Consider the following 17448-nt stretch of genomic DNA (forward strand, 5'->3'; position numbering starts at 1 on the left):
TAATATTTTACAATGGAAGACAATAAAAGCTACAAAGAATACCTAGAAAACATAAACACGTTTATATTTGATGTAGATGGCGTATTAACCGATGGTAGCGTTACTATAATGACCAATGGTGATATGCTAAGAACCATGAACATAAAAGATGGTTACGCATTAAAAGCAGCGGTTGATGCTGGTTTTAATGTATGTATTATTTCTGGTGGCACTAACGAAGGTGTGAGAAAGCGTTTGGCCGGTTTAGGTATTGGGGACATTTTTCTTGGTGCTCACAACAAAATTGACCAGCTTAATGAATACATGAACAGTAAAGGTATTCAACTGGAAAACATTTTATATATGGGAGACGATATCCCCGATTATCCTGTTATGAAATTAGTTGGCTTGCCTTGTTGTCCGCAAGATGCCGTTAATGAAATAAAGGGCATTTCAAAATACATTTCACATAAAAACGGTGGTAAAGGTGCCGTACGCGATGTTATTGAGCAAGTCCTTAAAGTTCATGACAAATGGAACGGGAATTTTAGTGCTAAGTATGATTAGTTCCCTATCAGTAAGCAGTCACAGTTATCAGTAAACAGTATTAGAATTGGAATTTAGTTTTTGGAATTTTTAGAGCCTTTGCGACTCTGCGACTTTGCGCGAACAATAACCATAATTTAAACATTAGTGAATTCGTGGCAACTTTTAATTCTTAACTTATAACTTTTTAACTAAATGCTCAGCATTTTAAACCTAATCCGCTATAAAAATCTACTCATGATTGCCTTAGTGCAGTTGTTGGTAAAGTACGCTCTCCTAGAACCACTAGGAGCTTTAACCAGTTTAAATACCCTTGGCATTTCAATACTGATTTTAGCTACTACATGCATTGCAGCGGCAGGAAACATCATCAATGATATTCATGATATTGAAACCGATTTAGTAAATAAACCCGAAAAAGTTATTGTTGGTAAATCTATTTCAGAAAAAAATGCCTTTACTTTTTTTATCGTATTCAACGTCCTAGGAGTTGGTTTAGGGTATTATTTATCACACACTATTGGTAAAAGTGCTTTCTTTTCGCTTTTCGTTTTAATTTCGGCATTACTGTACATTTATGCTACTTATTTAAAACGCACACTATTAATAGGAAATATTGTCATTTCCATATTGGTGGGCTTAAGCGTTTTAATTGTTGGGGTTTTTGAGTTAATGCCCTCTATCACATCCAATAACCAACAGCTTCAATTTGTATATTTTAAAATTATTGTAAACTACTCCGTTTTTGCATTTACTATTAATTTAATTCGAGAAATAGCCAAAGACATTGAAGATATCGATGGTGATTACAACGCCAGAATACAAACACTACCAATTGTTGTAGGAAGAGAACGAGCATCTAACATACTCTTTGCACTTTCACTAATCCCAATATTAGGCGTTGGTTATTATATAGTTTATAAAATTTATCAAAATCAGGTGATGGTGGTATATTTTTTAGTGGCTGTCTTGGGACCGTTGATTTATAATACCATTAAAACATTCAATGCAACAACCAAAAAACATTTTCATCATATTAGCAACATGCTTAAATTAGTCATGCTTTTAGGCATGCTTTCGCTATTAATTTACAAGTTTTCTTTTTAAATCATGAAGAATACCAAATTTGAAAACAACTGGCTTTTTAAATCTCTAGATAGTTTAGAAAAGAAAAGCTTTGCTGAAATTCCTGAAGATGAAGGATATTTGGTAACAACATGTTCAAGGCTAAGAAAGGTACCATTAAATGAGTTTAATACTGAAGACCTAAGAATAATGATTGGTCAGGATATTGGACTAACATTTCTAATTCCTTTGGCTATTCAAATTTTAAAAAAAGATATTTTAGCAGAGGGGCATTTATACGAGGGTGACCTTCTAAAAGTAGTCTTAACAAGTAATAAAGATTACTGGAAAAATGAAGTGCTGAATTGGAAGATTGTTTGTAAACTTTTCACTGAAAATATTGAAATATTAGAAAAAGAAGCGCAAGCATTTAGTACGGGTAAAAAAATACTTAAAGCTTTTGATGACTTCACAAAAATACACCCAAATCAACATGCTTAACGAAAAACTCAAAGATTATAACCTTATTTTGGCCTCGGGGTCGCCAAGGCGCCAAGCATTTTTTAAAGGTTTAGGTTTGGATTTCGAAATCAGATTAAAACCTGTAAAGGAAGAATATCCGCCACGATTAACCCACTTCGAAATCAGTAACTATTTAGCACAGCTCAAAGCATTACCATTCAAGGAAGAGCTCCAAGACAAAGACATTTTAATTACCAGCGATACTATTGTTTGGCACAATAACAAAGCATTAGGAAAACCAATTAATGCGCAAGATGCGTTTTCTATACTAAAGTCATTGAGTGATGCGACCCACGAGGTCATAACCTCGGTTTGTTTTACTTCAAAAAGCTATGAAAAAACCTTGCACAATATTACCAAAGTAACTTTTAAGGCATTAACCGATAAAGAAATTTGGTACTACATTAAAACCTGTAAACCTTTTGATAAAGCAGGCGCTTATGGTATTCAAGAATGGATTGGCGAAATAGGCGTTATAAAAATTGAAGGTTCGTTTTTTAATGTAGTTGGCTTGCCTGTGCACCTTGTTTATAAAACGTTAAATGAGATGGTGGATAATGCTTAAGTTCGTAACTTTAAGCATATCATTTTAACCTTTACTTGTTTTGGATAAAATAAGAAAATTGCTGTTTGTGGCTGGAGTCCTAACAATACTCGAAATTCTTACATTTAAGTATACTATAATGTTAACAGACTCCCTTTGGCCATTCAAAGAAATTGGGGTTGGTTGGGGCATTTATGAATTCTACACCTTAATGCTTTTCTTTTTTTTAATGTTCTTTACCAATCTTCTTTTGTCATTACTAGAGGTTAGCAAGAAAACCATCGTAATAGTTTTTGGGCTTTTACTACTTTATGTCTATCTAATCCATACCCCTTATTCAACACGCCCATACCGCGTTCTCTTACGAATTATTATAGCTTTAAGCTGTACATCGATATCGACATTAATTGTTTACCAATGGAATAAAAAAACGGCCCTAAGCCAAATAGAAAAATAAAATTTTGAATTATGAAAAACATACACCTAACTCCACTAATGTTCATGTTGTTACTACTTTTAGCAACATCCTGTAAAGAGCAAAAGCAACCTGAAGACGTTACCCATAATTGGGAAACTCATTTTGAAATTGCTGAACCTTTTGAGAGCGAAAAGCTTTCTCAAGAATTTAAAGCGTATTGGTATACAGGCAAGGCAGAAATATCATCCTATGAATTAGAACAAGCCAGATATGGTGAAATTAGAAAAGGCAAAGCTGTTTTAATCTATGTAACCGAAGACTTCCTTCCGGAGATTCAGGTAAAAGCAGATAACCCCAATCCGAAAAATATACCGGTACTTAAACTAAATGCCACCAAAAACTTCAATACGGGTATTTACCCTTACGCTATTATGCAAAGCGTGTTTTATCCGGTTTCTAATAATCAGCATGCTTTAAAGGTGTCTAGCTCCATGCAAGAGTGGTGCGGACATGTGTATGCCCAACTTAACAACTATGACAACTTTAAGATTATGTCGCATTCCTATTTTGAAGGAGAAGCAGACCAAAATTTCGAATTAGATAAAACCATTCTTGAAAACGAACTTTGGCCCCAATTAAGAATCAATCCTGAGTCTTTACCCACTGGTGAATTGGAAATAATACCTGCTTTTGAGTATTGCAGAATGCGCCACATGGATATTAAACCCTACAAAGCCTCTGCAGTACAAAAAAAGGGCGAGTATACAGTTTCATACCCCAATATTAACAGAAGTTTAAAAATAATGTTTAATCCAGAATTCCCTTTCGATATTCTTAGTTGGGAAGAATCAATTAAAATTGGCGTTGACCCAAATGCTAAAGTCTTAACCACAAAGGCCTCTAAGCTCAAAACCATTAAATCTGCGTATTGGAACAAAAATAGTAACAAGTATGAAGTTTTAAGAGATACTCTAAAACTTAATTAAGATGGTTTCAAATTGCTATGTATCTTTGCCGCTTAATTCTTAAATACGGAATTCATGTTTTTTGAAACTTATAAAAGTGAATTAATCGATACAGCATTTGTGGTTGGTATCCTATTTTTTATCGGACTAATCATAAACCTACTTATCAAAAAAATTGGTAACAAGAACGGTATTAACTCCCCTAGAATCAAACTTATATGTAAATATGTAACTGTAAGTTTGATCTTAATTGGTATTTTGATTGAAGTCTATGTTTTTGGTGTAAAATTTGAAGAAATCGCCATCATTTTTTCATCAGTCTTTGCTATTCTTGGTATAGCCCTCTTCGCGGTTTGGTCTGTTTTAAGCAACGTAACCTCTGGCATTATTCTGTTTTTTTCATATCCATACAAGGTTGGCGATAAAATAAAAATTCACGATAGCGATTTACCACAGCAGGAAGCTATTATCGAAGATATTGGAGCATTCCAATTGCACTTAAGGTTGGAAAATGGTGATTTGGTAACTTACCCGAACAATTTAATTTTACAAAAGCCCGTAACCCTTGTTGAAAAGGATGCTATTCAAGAAGCAAGCTAACCCTTATACTTAAGTTAAAGAAACATTAAAACTAGAGCAATGGCCACAGCACTTTGTTATATTTGAGCTTAGTTAATTAAAAACTATGATGCAAAGACAGATCGCTTTATTATTAGTTTGGTCCGTTTGTTTTTTTCAAGCCAACGCTCAAAAACCCAAAACACCATCTTCCTCTCAGATATACGAGTCTATTCAAAAGCTAAATTTTTTAGGTTCGGTTTTATATGTTGCTGCGCACCCCGATGATGAAAACACGAGGTTGATTTCCTACATGTCTAATCACGTTAAAGCCAGAACAGCCTATTTATCTCTAACACGAGGTGATGGCGGACAAAATTTAATTGGCCCAGAAATACGAGAACTTCTTGGCGTAATAAGAACCCAGGAATTATTAGCGGCCAGACGTGTGGATGGCGGAGAACAAATATTCTCGAGAGCTAATGATTTTGGCTACTCTAAACACCCTGAAGAAACTTTTAATATTTGGGATGAAGCACAGGTTCTAAGTGATGTCGTTCTAGCCATAAGACAATTTAAACCGGATATCATTATAAACCGATTTGACCATAGAACCCCTGGCACAACCCACGGTCACCATACAGCCTCTGCTATATTGAGCGTTGAAGCGTTCGATTTGGTTGGCGATGAAAACTCACACCCAGAGTTACTGGAATATGCAAGTACATGGCAACCTAAGCGTTTGTTTTTCAATACAGGATGGTGGTTTTATGGCAGTAGAGAAAACTTTGATAAGGCAGATAAGAGTAATATGTTAAATGTCGATATTGGCGTATACTACCCATTAAAAGGCTTATCTAATAACGAAGTCGCTGCATTGGCCAGCAGTCAACATTTGTGTCAAGGATTCGGAAGGCTAGCGCAACGCGGTTCACAACATGAATATATTGAACTCATTAAAGGAGATGCTCTCGAGGGTGATAATATTTTTGCCGGTATAGATACCTCATGGAACCGCATTAAAGGCGGTAAAACCATTGGAGATTTGCTGTATGCTGTTGAAAAGAATTTCAACTTTCAAAATCCTTCAATACATCTTCCCAATCTAATTGAAGCCTATACCCTATTGCAGACCGTAGAGAATGAACACTGGAAAACCCAGAAGACAAAGGAGCTAAAAGCCATTATAGAAATGTGTGCCGGGTTGTACCTTGAAGCTTCGGCATCTACCTTTTCCGTTTCGGCCGAGAATAACTTAAAGATTAATATTGAAGCGCTAAAAAGAAGCGATGCTAACATTAAGCTAAAAAGCGTTAGTATTTCACCCATAAATCAAGTTAAGACTACACATGTTTTTATGGAAAATAACAAGAAATATAATTTTTCATTCAATACCATTATCCCAGATTTAGATCACACCAGCCCGTACTGGTTAAATAAAAAATGGACTAAAGGTATGTATGTTGTTGAAAATAAAGCCTTAATAGGAAATCCTGAAACCAAAAGAGCTTTACAGGCTACTTTTTCTATTGATTTTGATGGCTTAACAATTGATTTTGAAAAAGATGTGATTCATCGCTATTCAAAACCAGATAAAGGTGAATTGTATCGTCCGTTTGAAATCATTCCAGAAGCATCTGCTAAAATAGCCCAAAAGGTGGTTATTTTTGAGAATAATCAACCTCACGATATCACCGTAGTCGTAAAAGCGGGTAAAGATAACTTAGAAGGTCATGTGGAAGTTTGTCATCCTAACGATTGGAGCGTATATCCCAAAAACCAAAAAATATCAATCAAACACAAAGGAGAAGAACAAACTTTAGTGTTTACGATTATACCTCCTAAAAATCAAAGTGAAGGCTTGATTGGCCCCATTGTACACATAGGTAACAATGCCTACACAAAAGAACTTGTTGAGATTAAGTACGATCATATTCCCTATCAAACCGTTCAGTTGCCAAGTGAAAGTAAGGTGGTGCGTTTAGACATTCAGAAACGGGGTGAAAATATAGCTTATATCCAAGGTGCTGGCGATGTTGTTCCAGAAAGTTTACAACAAATAGGCTATAGTGTTCGTGTCATAAAACCAGAAGACATTTCGGCTGAATTATTAAGTAGATTTGATGCGGTAGTTGTAGGCATTAGGGCTTATAATACTGTTGAAGCCTTAGAATTTAAACAAGAAACACTGTTCGATTTTGTGTCTAAAGGCGGTAATATGATAGTGCAATACAACACCTCCCATAGGCTTAAAACAAAGCAATTGGCACCATACGATTTAAAATTATCTAGAGATCGTGTAACCGATGAAAACGCCGAAGTTAGATTTTTAAATCCTGAACATCCTGTACTTAATTTCCCCAATAAAATCACTCAAAAAGATTTTGAAGGTTGGACCCAAGAGCGCGGTTTGTATTTTCCAAACCAATGGAGCAATGAGTTTACACCAATACTCTCCATGAACGATAAGAATGAAACCCCTAAAGACGGTAGTTTATTGGTCGCCAAATACGGTAAAGGCTATTACATTTACACTGGCCTGAGCTTTTTTAGGGAATTTCCAGAAGGCGTTTCTGGTGCTTACCGATTGTTTGCAAATATGCTATCTTTAGGAAAAGACAACCTAAAGCTAGAAGCTAAACTTAACGATTAGTTTTATGACCGATAAAAACCAACCAAAACAACCTTGGCTTAAATTATACTCTATTGTTTTAATAGCTAATGCGGTTTATTTCATATTGTTTTACTTAATAATGAAAGCGTTTTAGATGCAATTAAATTGGATTGATTGGGTTGTTTTAAGCGTTACCTTGCTTACCATTGTTGGTTATGGCACTTGGAAAACCAGAGGCCGTAATAGTGCCCAGGAATATATAAAAGGCGGTAACTCCTCAAAATGGTGGACTATTGGTTTATCGGTAATGGCCACCCAAGCGAGTGCCATCACTTTTTTATCTACTACTGGACAAGCATTTTCAGATGGTATGGGGTTCGTTCAGTTTTATTTCGGACTCCCAATTGCAATGGTTATCATTTGTTTGGTCTTCATTCCGCTGTACCATAAATTAAAGGTATTCACTGCCTATGAATTTTTAGAAAGCAGGTTCGACTTAAAGACCCGAAGCCTCACTGCCGTTTTGTTCTTAATTCAACGGGGTTTAGCAGCAGGAATAACCATTTTTGCTCCAGCCATAATCTTATCGGTAATCCTAGATTGGAACCTTACCTATCTTAATATTGCCATTGGTATTTTAGTCATAATATATACGGTTTCTGGAGGCACAAAAGCTGTGACCGTAACACAAAAACAGCAAATGTTTGTCATTTTTGCTGGTATGCTGGCGGCCCTATTCATTACTTTGAACCTTATTCCAGATGAAGTCTCCTTTACCAAAGCATTAGATATTGCTGGTGCCAACGGAAGAATGGAAATTTTAGACTTTTCTTTCGATTTGGAAAATAGATATACCGTTTGGTCTGGCCTTATTGGAGGTACATTTTTAGCCCTCGCCTATTTTGGTACAGACCAAAGCCAAGTACAACGCTACCTATCGGGCAAGTCCATTAAAGAAATGCAAATGGGACTTATATTCAACGGAGTTCTAAAAGTACCCATGCAATTCTTTATTTTATTGGTTGGAATTATGGTCTTTGTATTTTATCAATTTAACCCACCACCACTAAATTTTATTGGACCATCAACAGATAAAGTTTTGGCTTCGGAATATGCTGAAGAATATAAAGCACTTCAAGAAAAACAAAATGTGCTTTTCAGTAAAAAGAAAGCACTTAGTTTGACTCTGTCTAAAAGTGAAGATGATAATATTAGAAAAGAATTATTCGAACTAGATAAACAAGAGAAGGCGTTTCGTTTAGAATCTAAATACCTGATAAAAAGGGCTGTAGATTCTGCTTACGCCAATACATATGACAGACTACAAAATGAATTAAAGGCTTTAGAAGATAATACTGAAAGTAGTGCATACAAACAAAAAGAGGAAGCTTTACAAAATCTGTATGAGGAATCTGCAAAAGACACTCAAACAAATGACAGGGATTATATGTTCATTACCTTTATCCTGAAACATCTTCCTAAAGGGTTGATAGGATTGCTTTTGGCCGTAATACTTTCGGCAGCTATGTCTTCTACAGCATCAGAAATAAATGCGTTGGCCACTATTACTTCGGTGGATTTATACGGTAGAAATCTTAAAGTGGATAAAGGAGAAAAGCACATGGTTAAAGCCACAAAACTATTTACACTACTTTGGGGCATTGTAGCAATAATAATTGCTTGTTTTGCCAATCTTGCCGAGAATTTAATACAGCTAGTGAATATCATAGGCTCAATCTTCTATGGTAATGTTCTGGGTATTTTCCTTTTAGCATTTTTTATAAAATCTATTAAAGGGAATGCTGTATTCTTGGCCGCCATCATAACGCAAATCATAGTTATTACAGGTTGGTGGTTCGACTGGATGCCTTACCTGTGGTTAAATTTATTTGGATGTGCTTTAGTGGTAATTATCGCTCTAGCCATTCAACCTTTTTATAAAAACAATGACTAAATCAACAACTAAGAAAACCATTAACTGGGGCATTATAGGACTTGGTAATATTGCTCACAAATTTGCAAAAGACTTACTCACCATTCCCGATGCTAAACTACACGCCGTAGCTTCAAGAACTCAGGAGAAATCTGATGTCTTTGCCAAGGTATATGGCGCTACTAAGGCTTATTCCAGTTATGAGGCACTAGCAAAAGATAAGGATATAGATGCCGTTTATATCGCCACACCGCATGCGCTACACAAAGAAAACACCACCCTTTGTTTAGAACATGGTATTGCTGTATTATGTGAAAAACCTTTTGCTATGAACAGCGATGAAGTCGATATGATGATTGCAAAAGCAAAAGAAAATCAGGTCTTGCTCATGGAAGCCTTGTGGACTTACTTTTTACCGCACTACCAATATGTTCTTGATCATCTTAAAAATGAAACTTATGGCAAGCTGTTAAAACTGGAAGCCGACTTTGGGTTTTTTAAGGCTTTTGATGACAACTCAAGACTTTTTAACAAAGACCTAGGTGGTGGTAGTCTTTTAGATATTGGCATCTACCCTATTTTTGCGGCCTTATCTACTTTGGGTATTCCAGAGAATATTGAAGCTAATGCTACGTTTTTCGAAAATGGTGCAGATTCCTCTTGTAGCATAACCTTTAAGTACGGTGATGGCAGCACAGCGCTATTAAACAGTTCTTTGATAGAAGATACACCTACCGAGGCTATCTTTTATTGTGAAAACGCTACAGTTAAGATTAACACCTATTTCCATGCCCCTTCCACAGTTTCTATTATCAGGGACAACAACGAGGAACGTATTGACTTTAATTATAAAACGATTGGCTATAACTACGAGGCCATTCATTTTAATGAGTTAATTAGAAATGGTAAAACCGAAAGTGATGTCATGACGTTTGAGTTTAGCAAACAGTTGATAAAACTATTGGATAGCGTTAGAAAAATTATCAATCTAGAGTATTAAACAAGTAAGGCGCAACCTAAACAGCTGCGCCTTACTTTCTAAAATATCTATAAATGTAACGCTATAGTTATATAGGTAGTCTACATAGCTCCCCACTCTTTTAAAACTTTCTCGTTCTTATCTATGAAGGGTTGATAATTTCTTTTCTTAGCTAATTCCAAAGATGTTTTAGCTGCTTCAATCGCTGCTTTTTTATTTCCAGCTTTAGCGTGTATTAGAGCCTGTTGGTGAATAAACCAAAAACGCGGTTTCTTACTTGTCATTTCAACGGCTTTATCAATCCATTTTACGGCCTCAGAAATATCTTTGCCTTCCTCGTAATAATATACAGCAGAATTAAAATAATCTTGAGGAGAAGGTCCATTCATAACACTTTTAATGCTTTTACTCACCTTAGCATCTGTTGGTACAGTGAAAGGAACAGCAGCATAAGATTTCTCCCAAATAATTTCTAAAACAGCACTACTGTTCTTAATCTGGTTAATATCAATAGCCAATGTCTCAACATTAAAAGGCACCTCATAAACTTTAACTTTGGAAGTAGCAACTACTTTGCTATCATCCCAATCTTGAGGTGTGCCCCAATTGTCCGAATCGGCATATAACATCACATCCCAAGCTTCGGCTGAGTTTAATCGTGTGTAAATGGCATAAGTACCGGCTTTTACTTCTTGTCCGTCGAACATGATGTCGTCACTGAAGGTTATTGTGGTATTTTTATTGGCACCTGTTCTCCAAACTGTTCCCCAAGGTTCTAATCCACCAAATATTTTTCGTCCTTTAACACCTGGTCTGGAATATGCTATGGTGATATCTGTAAGACCAACGGTTTGTTTTAAGGTTGCCGATGGACTTGGTGCTGGGGTTTTAACTTGAGCGTTAACAATGCTAATTGTTGCAAACGCCATAAACAGTAATACTAACTTTCTCATTTTTTTGATTGTTTAATGAATTTTAGGTTTATAATGGTTTAAAATTAACGATTTAATAACTGCTTACTGTTAATAAAACCTTAAATAAGCCTCGTATATTTGCTTGATATAATTTTTAATATCGACACAGTTTATCTGTGTACCTTGATTATAAAAACTACTTAACATGAAAAAATATATAGCTGAAATTATAGGAACATTCACCATGATTTTTTGTGGCTGTGGCGCCATGACCATCAATGAAATTACTGGAGGTTCAATTTCTCATGTTGGTGTTGCCGCAACATGGGGATTAATAGTTATGGCCATGATTTATGCCTTTGGAGAAACCTCTGGAGCACATTTTAATCCAGCTGTAACCATTGGATTTGCTGTAGCTAAAAAATTCTCTTGGCTTGAAGTTCCTAAATACATCACAGCTCAATTTGTTGGAGCTGTTTTAGCTGTTTTTATATTGTGGTTTCTTTTTCCTGAAAGTCAATTTTTAGGAGAGACCACTCCTGCTTCTGGTTTCCCTGCTTACAAAGCAGCTATTCTAGAGTTTCTATTAACTTTTTTCCTAATGGTGACCATAATAAATGTTTCAACAGGCAGTAAAGAAATTGGCACCATGGCCGCCATAGCTGTTGGAGGTGTTATTCTATTGGAGGCCATGTTCGCAGGCCCGATGACTAAAGCCTCTATGAACCCTATACGCTCTATAGCTCCTGCAATTTTTACAGGAAACTTTAAAGATTTATGGTTGTATATTATTGCTCCTGTAGTAGGCGCAATAGCCGCAGTATCAAGCTGTAAATTGGTCAAGGATGACCAATGTTGCTAACCATAATAAGAATTCCTTATAGCATTATATTTTATTTTGTTTAACTTTTTTGATTAATGGTTAAACATTTTTATATCTTTACCATAAATATTTTAATTATGGCAAAGAAATCTGCAATATCCGAATCTAAGATTATAGAACAATATATGGGTCATGTTTTAGAACATGGTAAAAACCCTTCCTCTGTATACGCATTTGCAAAAACGAATGCTTTTGAAGAAAGTGATTTCTATAAATTTTTCGCATCGTTTGATGCCATTGAAAAAGGCATATTCACTGCGTTCTACCAAAACACCATTAAGATTTTAGAAAAGAGCGAGGATTACAAAATATTCGATGCTCGAAATAAACTATTAGGATTCTATTATACCTTTTTTGAAAACTTAACTGCCAATAGAAGTTATGTAACCCATGTGTTGGACAAATACAAGAACAATCTAAAGGGCTTACAGATTTTAAACGGTCTAAAAAATCACTTTACAAATTATGTTGGGGCATTGGGAATTCAAATGTTGGACATTAAACAAGAGCAGTTTGAAAAAATTCAAGAGAAAGCCCTCAAAGAATCAGCATGGTTACAACTTATAGTTACCATGAAATTTTGGCTTGAGGACACCTCACCTGCTTTCGAAAAAACAGATATTTTCATTGAAAAGTCCGTTAATACAACTTTTGATGTCTTAGATATCACCCCGATTAAAAGTGTTCTTGATTTAGGAAAATTCCTTTTCAAAGAAAAATTCCAAATGAACTAGAGTCTTATGAAAACAATTGATAGTATACCAACATCTAAAATCCAGAGGGCAACCAAATTGGTTACAACTGGAGCAAAAGTGGGTGTTAATTACATAAAATATTACGGTGATAAATTAGTAAACAGTGAAGCCGAAGCCAAAGAACGGTTAAATAAGAACAATGCAACCGATATATATGATGGTCTCAAACAGCTCAAAGGCAGTGCTCTCAAAGTAGCACAAATGTTGAGCATGGAAAAAAGTATTTTGCCGCAGGCTTATGTAGAGCAATTTTCTTTGGCTCAATTTTCGGTTCCGCCGCTTTCACCACCATTAGTTATAAAAACGTTTAAAAAATATTTTGGGAAACATCCCAATGATCTTTTTGATACTTTTAGTGCAACTTCCGTTAACGCTGCTAGTATCGGCCAGGTACATGTAGCATTTAAGAATGGGAAAAAACTTGCTGTGAAAATCCAATACCCGGGAGTTGCAGAGAGTATCGCTTCAGACCTAGCCATGGTTAAACCTGTGGCTATGAGTATGTTCAATATCAAAGGTAAAGATTCAGATAAATACTTTAAAGAAGTTGAGCATAAACTCGTTGAGGAAACGAATTACATCAACGAGATTAAGCAAAGTAAAGAGGTTGCTGAAAACTGTAAACATATTCCGCATCTTCGTTTTCCGCATTATTACGAAGACCTATCTTCTGAAAGAATTATTACCATGGACTTCATGGAAGGTGAACACCTTTCTGAATTCACTGCTCACAACGAAGACCAAGACAAAGCAAACAGATTAGGACAAGCCTTATGGGATTTTTACATGTACCAAATACATAATTTGAAAAAGGTACATGCCGATCCGCATCCGGGCAACTTCCTAGTTTCTGAAAAAGGAGAATTAATTGCGTTAGATTTTGGGTGTATGAAAACCATTCCAGACGAATTTTATACACCCTATTTTAACCTTGCAAAAAAAGAAAACTTGAGCAATCAAGATTATTTTGTCTCTAAACTCTATGAATTAGAAATTTTGAGAGCAGACGATTCACCCGAAGAACTCGAATTTTTCACTCAGATGTTTCATGAAATGTTGAGTCTTTTTACACAGCCGTTTCACCAAGATACTTTTGATTTCTCTGATGCTAATTTCTTTGGACAAATAGCGGACCTAGGAGAAAAATATTCTAAGAACACCGAATTACGAAAAATGAATGGTAATAGAGGTTCTAAGCATTTCATTTACATAAACAGAACTTTCTTCGGACTTTACAACCTTATGTTCGATTTGAAGGCACAAAACATAAAAATCAATAATTTTTTAAAGCTGTAATGAGATACTTTAGCGAAAACGACATACAAGAACTAAACCACATCTATAAGATTAATTTAATCAATAGTTGCTCAGGGTATAAATCGGCAAACCTCATCGGTTCCATATCTAATGATGGTATAGAAAATGTTGCTGTGTTTAGTTCTGTAACCCACATTGGTTCTAGCCCCGCTATGCTAGGTTTTTTCTTAAGACCAACTACAGTCATAAGAAATACCTACGAGAACATTAAGGCGACTGGTGTTTATACCATAAATCATATTCACAATGATATAACTGAAGATGCTCATCATACATCTGCAAAATATGAGGCTGATATCTCAGAATTTGAAGTAACCAATCTCAATCCACAATACCGGTCAAATTTCAAAGCACCGTTTGTGCATGGTGCTCCAGTACAGTTGGCAATGCAATACGTTGAGGAATATGACATTAAAGCCAATAACACCATTTTAGTCATTGGGAAGGTAATTGGGCTATACGTTAAAGATAACCTCATAGAGGACGACGGGTTCATTAATTTATCTCAAGCTGGTGTAGCTGCAATAAACGGCTTGGATGGTTATGCAATACCAGATGCAAAAACAAGATATGGGTACCAAAGACCCAAACTATTAATACAACAATAATGACCATATTAGTTACAGGAGCCACCGGTTATATAGGAAAACGACTTATTCCAATTTTATTGGATAAGGGGCATACTGTAATTTGTGTGGTTAGAGACCGTTTGAGAGCGGATAAAAAATTCGCAAATGAAGATAACGTGTATGTTATTGAAGCAGATTTTCTAAAACCAATCACCTTAAGTAACATCCCCAAAAGAATAGATGTGGCATACTATCTTATGCACTCTATGTCTAATACCTCCAAGGACTTTGCTGCTTTAGAAAAACAATGTGCACAAAACTTTAAGGACTATTTAGAAACCACCGAGGTAAAACAAGTGATATACTTAAGCGGAATAACCAATGAAGATAAGCTATCCAAACACCTAAATTCCAGAAAACAAGTGGAGTTTATTTTAAAATCTGACAACTACGCACTTTCGGTTTTTAAAGCGGGAATTATAGTGGGTTCTGGAAGTTCTTCTTTTGAAATCGTAAGAGATCTTGTAGAGAAATTACCTTTTATGATTGCACCAAAATGGTTAAATACAAAAACACAACCTTTGGCTGTTCGGGATGTATTGAGCTTTTTGAGCAAAGCGGTTGGTAACGAAAAAGTCTTCAATAAATCCTTTGATGTTTTCGGACCCGAAATAATCACTTATAAAGACATGTTATTACAATTTGCCGAAGTAAGAGGACTAAAACGGAAAATAGTAACTGTACCGGTTATGACCCCAAAACTCTCCTCCTACTGGTTATATTTTGTGACCTCAACGTCTTATAAATTGGCAAGTACCCTAGTAGATAGTATGGGAGTTCAAATAATTGGTAAGCCTAGCAAAATTAATGAGATTTTAAATGTAAAACCCATTCCATACAAAGAGGCTGTTGCCTTGGCGTTCGAAAAGATAGAACAGAACAGTATTGTTTCCAGTTGGAAAGACTCCATGATAAGCAGCGGTAGGTTACAAAACAGATTACACCAATACATTAATGTCCCACAATTTGGATGCTTCACAGACCATAGAGAACGTTTTATAAATGACACTGAACAAACTCTAGATAAAATATGGAGCATTGGTGGTAAGAACGGATGGTATTACGGTACGTTCCTTTGGCGTATAAGAGGATACATTGATAAGCTCTTTGGAGGCATAGGTCTAAGAAGAGGACGAACTCACCCCACCCATTTGGCAGCAGGAGATGCTTTAGATTTTTGGCGTGTTATTTATGCCGATAAAAACAAACAAAAATTACTACTATTCGCAGAAATGCGCTTACCGGGAGAGGCCTGGCTAGAATTTAAAATTGAAGACAATAAACTTAAGCAAACAGCAACTTTTAGACCACGTGGACTCTGGGGAAGACTGTATTGGTACACCGTATTGCCTTTCCATGGTTTTATTTTCTCTGGTATGATTAACAAACTCGTAAAAGTTGAAATTCCGAAAACCTCACTTACCACAGAAAATATGTCCAATTTGTAATCGTCCATTCTCTTGGAGAAAAAAATGGAGTAAAAACTGGGATAACGTAAAATATTGTAGTGACAAATGCAGGAGAAACAAAACAACTTTGCTTTAGTTTGGTTCCAAAACAATTTAAGAGTTCAAGACAACGCTCTGTTATACGAGATTGTTAAAAAACATAAAAACATCATAGCGGTTTATTGCTTCGACCCGAGACATTATGAAAATACGCCTTTCGGATTTCTAAAAACCGGTAAGTTCAGAACCAAATTTCTTATTGAGACCGTTACCAATCTCAAAAATAATCTGAAGACTTTAAACATCGAATTATTAGTTTTTAATGAAAAACCTGAGACAGCCATTAAGGGCATTACCGAAAAGTATCAAGTTGAAGCGTTGTATTTACAAAAAGAATGGACTTCAGAAGAAGTTCAAACTTTTAATAATGTTGTAAAAGAGCTTCCTAAAAGCATTAAAATCCACGCAGCTTACGATCAGTTCTTATATCACCCAGATGATATAAACTACTCGGCAAGGGAAATTCCGAAGGTCTTTACCAATTTCAGAAAAAACACAGAAAAAACAAGCACAGTAAGACCTGTAATTAAAATAGAACCTTTAAAAACCAATGCCGTAGTTGAGAATAAAACAAAAATACCCACATTAAAAACCTTGGGATATGCTGATTTTGAAATGAATCCAAATACAGCGTTTCCATTTTCTGGTGGAGAAACTGCTGCTCTAGAACGCTTAGAATATTATGTGTTCAAAACAAAGAAATTGGGTGTTTACAAGAAAACACGAAATGGACTATTGGGTAAAGATTTCAGCTCTAAGTTTTCACCCTGGCTTGCTAATGGAAGCCTTTCTGCAAGAACTATATTTTGGGCCGTGAAAGAATTTGAAAAGCAACATTTCAAAAATCAATCTACCTATTGGTTGGTTTTCGAATTAATGTGGAGAGACTATTTTAAATACATTTCTCTAAAGCACAATAACAACATCTTTAAAATAGATGGCATACTAAATAATAAATACCACTGGGAAAGAAATCAGGATTTGGTTGAAAAATGGATTAATGGCGAGACAGAATCAAACTTTGTTAATGCCAATATGATCGAACTAAAAAAAACGGGATGGATGAGTAACCGCGGGCGACAAAATGTAGCTTCTTATTTTTCCAAAGACCTAAAACTGGATTGGAGAATTGGAGGCGCTTATTTTGAATCGCTGCTTATAGATTATGATGTTCATAGCAATTATGGCAATTGGATGTACGTATCTGGTGTTGGAAACGACCCCAGAGACAGAAAATTTAATGTGAATTTACAGGCACAACGATACGATGCCTCTGGCACCTATCAAAAACTTTGGTTACAACCCACCTTGTTTTAGAT

At 35.6% G+C, this 17448-nt stretch carries 18 protein-coding genes; 17 read left to right on the forward strand and 1 reads right to left on the reverse strand.

From position 1 onward, the window contains the following. Positions 1–12 precede the first annotated feature (12 nt). The 10 genes from M0214_RS14165 to M0214_RS14210 all read left to right on the forward strand — a co-directional run bounded on the left by M0214_RS14165 (position 13) and on the right by M0214_RS14210 (position 10144). Entirely contained in the window at positions 13–546 is a 534-nt protein-coding gene (locus tag M0214_RS14165; protein ID WP_248723216.1) for an HAD family hydrolase, read from the forward strand. Positions 547–720: 174 nt separating this feature from the next. Continuing rightward, positions 721–1632 carry a geranylgeranylglycerol-phosphate geranylgeranyltransferase gene (locus tag M0214_RS14170; protein ID WP_248723217.1) on the forward strand — a complete coding sequence of 304 codons (912 nt, stop codon included), beginning with the start codon at positions 721–723 and terminating at the stop codon, positions 1630–1632. Positions 1633–1635: 3 nt separating this feature from the next. Continuing rightward, positions 1636–2091, forward strand: a complete 456-nt coding sequence (locus M0214_RS14175) for a contact-dependent growth inhibition system immunity protein (RefSeq protein ID WP_248723218.1) — start codon at positions 1636–1638, stop codon at positions 2089–2091. Continuing rightward, on the forward strand, positions 2084–2677 hold the full coding sequence (locus M0214_RS14180) for a Maf-like protein (protein ID WP_248724973.1): 594 nt from the start codon (positions 2084–2086) through the stop codon (positions 2675–2677). The genes M0214_RS14175 and M0214_RS14180 overlap by 8 nt, the downstream gene beginning before the upstream one ends. 40 nt (positions 2678–2717) lie before the next feature. Continuing rightward, positions 2718–3113 (forward strand): hypothetical protein, encoded by a 396-nt coding sequence (locus M0214_RS14185; RefSeq protein ID WP_248723219.1) that lies wholly within the window; start codon positions 2718–2720, stop codon positions 3111–3113. 11 nt (positions 3114–3124) lie between these two features. Continuing rightward, positions 3125–4060 carry a septum formation inhibitor Maf gene (locus tag M0214_RS14190; RefSeq protein ID WP_248723220.1) on the forward strand — a complete coding sequence of 312 codons (936 nt, stop codon included), beginning with the start codon at positions 3125–3127 and terminating at the stop codon, positions 4058–4060. 54 nt (positions 4061–4114) lie between these two features. Then, positions 4115–4639, forward strand: a complete 525-nt coding sequence (locus M0214_RS14195; RefSeq protein ID WP_248723221.1) for a mechanosensitive ion channel domain-containing protein — start codon at positions 4115–4117, stop codon at positions 4637–4639. An 88-nt stretch (positions 4640–4727) separates the two neighbouring features. After that, on the forward strand, positions 4728–7250 hold the full coding sequence (locus M0214_RS14200) for a PIG-L family deacetylase (protein WP_248724974.1): 2523 nt from the start codon (positions 4728–4730) through the stop codon (positions 7248–7250). A 115-nt stretch (positions 7251–7365) separates the two neighbouring features. Continuing rightward, positions 7366–9165 (forward strand): sodium:solute symporter, encoded by a 1800-nt coding sequence (locus tag M0214_RS14205; protein WP_248723222.1) that lies wholly within the window; start codon positions 7366–7368, stop codon positions 9163–9165. Further along, positions 9158–10144 carry a Gfo/Idh/MocA family protein gene (locus M0214_RS14210; protein WP_248723223.1) on the forward strand — a complete coding sequence of 329 codons (987 nt, stop codon included), beginning with the start codon at positions 9158–9160 and terminating at the stop codon, positions 10142–10144. Before M0214_RS14205 ends, M0214_RS14210 begins: the two co-directional genes overlap by 8 nt. A gap of 80 nt (positions 10145–10224) precedes the next feature. On the opposite strand, the gene M0214_RS14215 is transcribed toward M0214_RS14210, so the two are convergent. Continuing rightward, positions 10225–11076: a DUF2911 domain-containing protein gene (locus M0214_RS14215; protein ID WP_248723224.1), complete on the reverse strand. Its 852-nt coding sequence runs from the start codon at positions 11074–11076 to the stop codon at positions 10225–10227. Positions 11077–11242: 166 nt separating this feature from the next. Here M0214_RS14215 and M0214_RS14220 point away from each other — a divergent pair, with 166 nt between their 5' ends. From M0214_RS14220 to M0214_RS14250, 7 genes are all read left to right on the forward strand, one after another. After that, complete coding sequence (locus M0214_RS14220) at positions 11243–11899, forward strand: MIP/aquaporin family protein (RefSeq protein ID WP_248723225.1); 657 nt, start codon at positions 11243–11245, stop codon at positions 11897–11899. 98 nt (positions 11900–11997) lie between these two features. Beyond that, the gene (locus M0214_RS14225; RefSeq protein WP_248723226.1) at positions 11998–12654 is read left to right on the forward strand and encodes a TetR family transcriptional regulator C-terminal domain-containing protein; all 657 of its coding nucleotides are present in this window, start codon (positions 11998–12000) and stop codon (positions 12652–12654) included. Positions 12655–12660: 6 nt separating this feature from the next. Then, positions 12661–13971 (forward strand): AarF/ABC1/UbiB kinase family protein, encoded by a 1311-nt coding sequence (locus M0214_RS14230; protein ID WP_248723227.1) that lies wholly within the window; start codon positions 12661–12663, stop codon positions 13969–13971. Continuing rightward, a complete protein-coding gene (locus tag M0214_RS14235) occupies positions 13971–14600 on the forward strand; it encodes a flavin reductase family protein (protein ID WP_248723228.1) in 630 nt (209 codons plus the stop codon). The genes M0214_RS14230 and M0214_RS14235 overlap by 1 nt, the downstream gene beginning before the upstream one ends. Next, positions 14600–16069, forward strand: coding sequence for an SDR family oxidoreductase (locus M0214_RS14240; protein WP_248723229.1), 1470 nt, complete (start codon positions 14600–14602; stop codon positions 16067–16069). Before M0214_RS14235 ends, M0214_RS14240 begins: the two co-directional genes overlap by 1 nt. Continuing rightward, positions 16020–16166 (forward strand): DUF2256 domain-containing protein, encoded by a 147-nt coding sequence (locus M0214_RS14245; RefSeq protein ID WP_248723230.1) that lies wholly within the window; start codon positions 16020–16022, stop codon positions 16164–16166. Before M0214_RS14240 ends, M0214_RS14245 begins: the two co-directional genes overlap by 50 nt. Then, on the forward strand, positions 16136–17446 hold the full coding sequence (locus tag M0214_RS14250) for a DASH family cryptochrome (protein ID WP_248723231.1): 1311 nt from the start codon (positions 16136–16138) through the stop codon (positions 17444–17446). Before M0214_RS14245 ends, M0214_RS14250 begins: the two co-directional genes overlap by 31 nt. Positions 17447–17448: the final 2 nt, after the last annotated feature.

It is taken from the genome of Seonamhaeicola sp. ML3 (assembly GCF_023273855.1).
In the GTDB taxonomy this organism is placed as follows: domain Bacteria; phylum Bacteroidota; class Bacteroidia; order Flavobacteriales; family Flavobacteriaceae; genus Seonamhaeicola.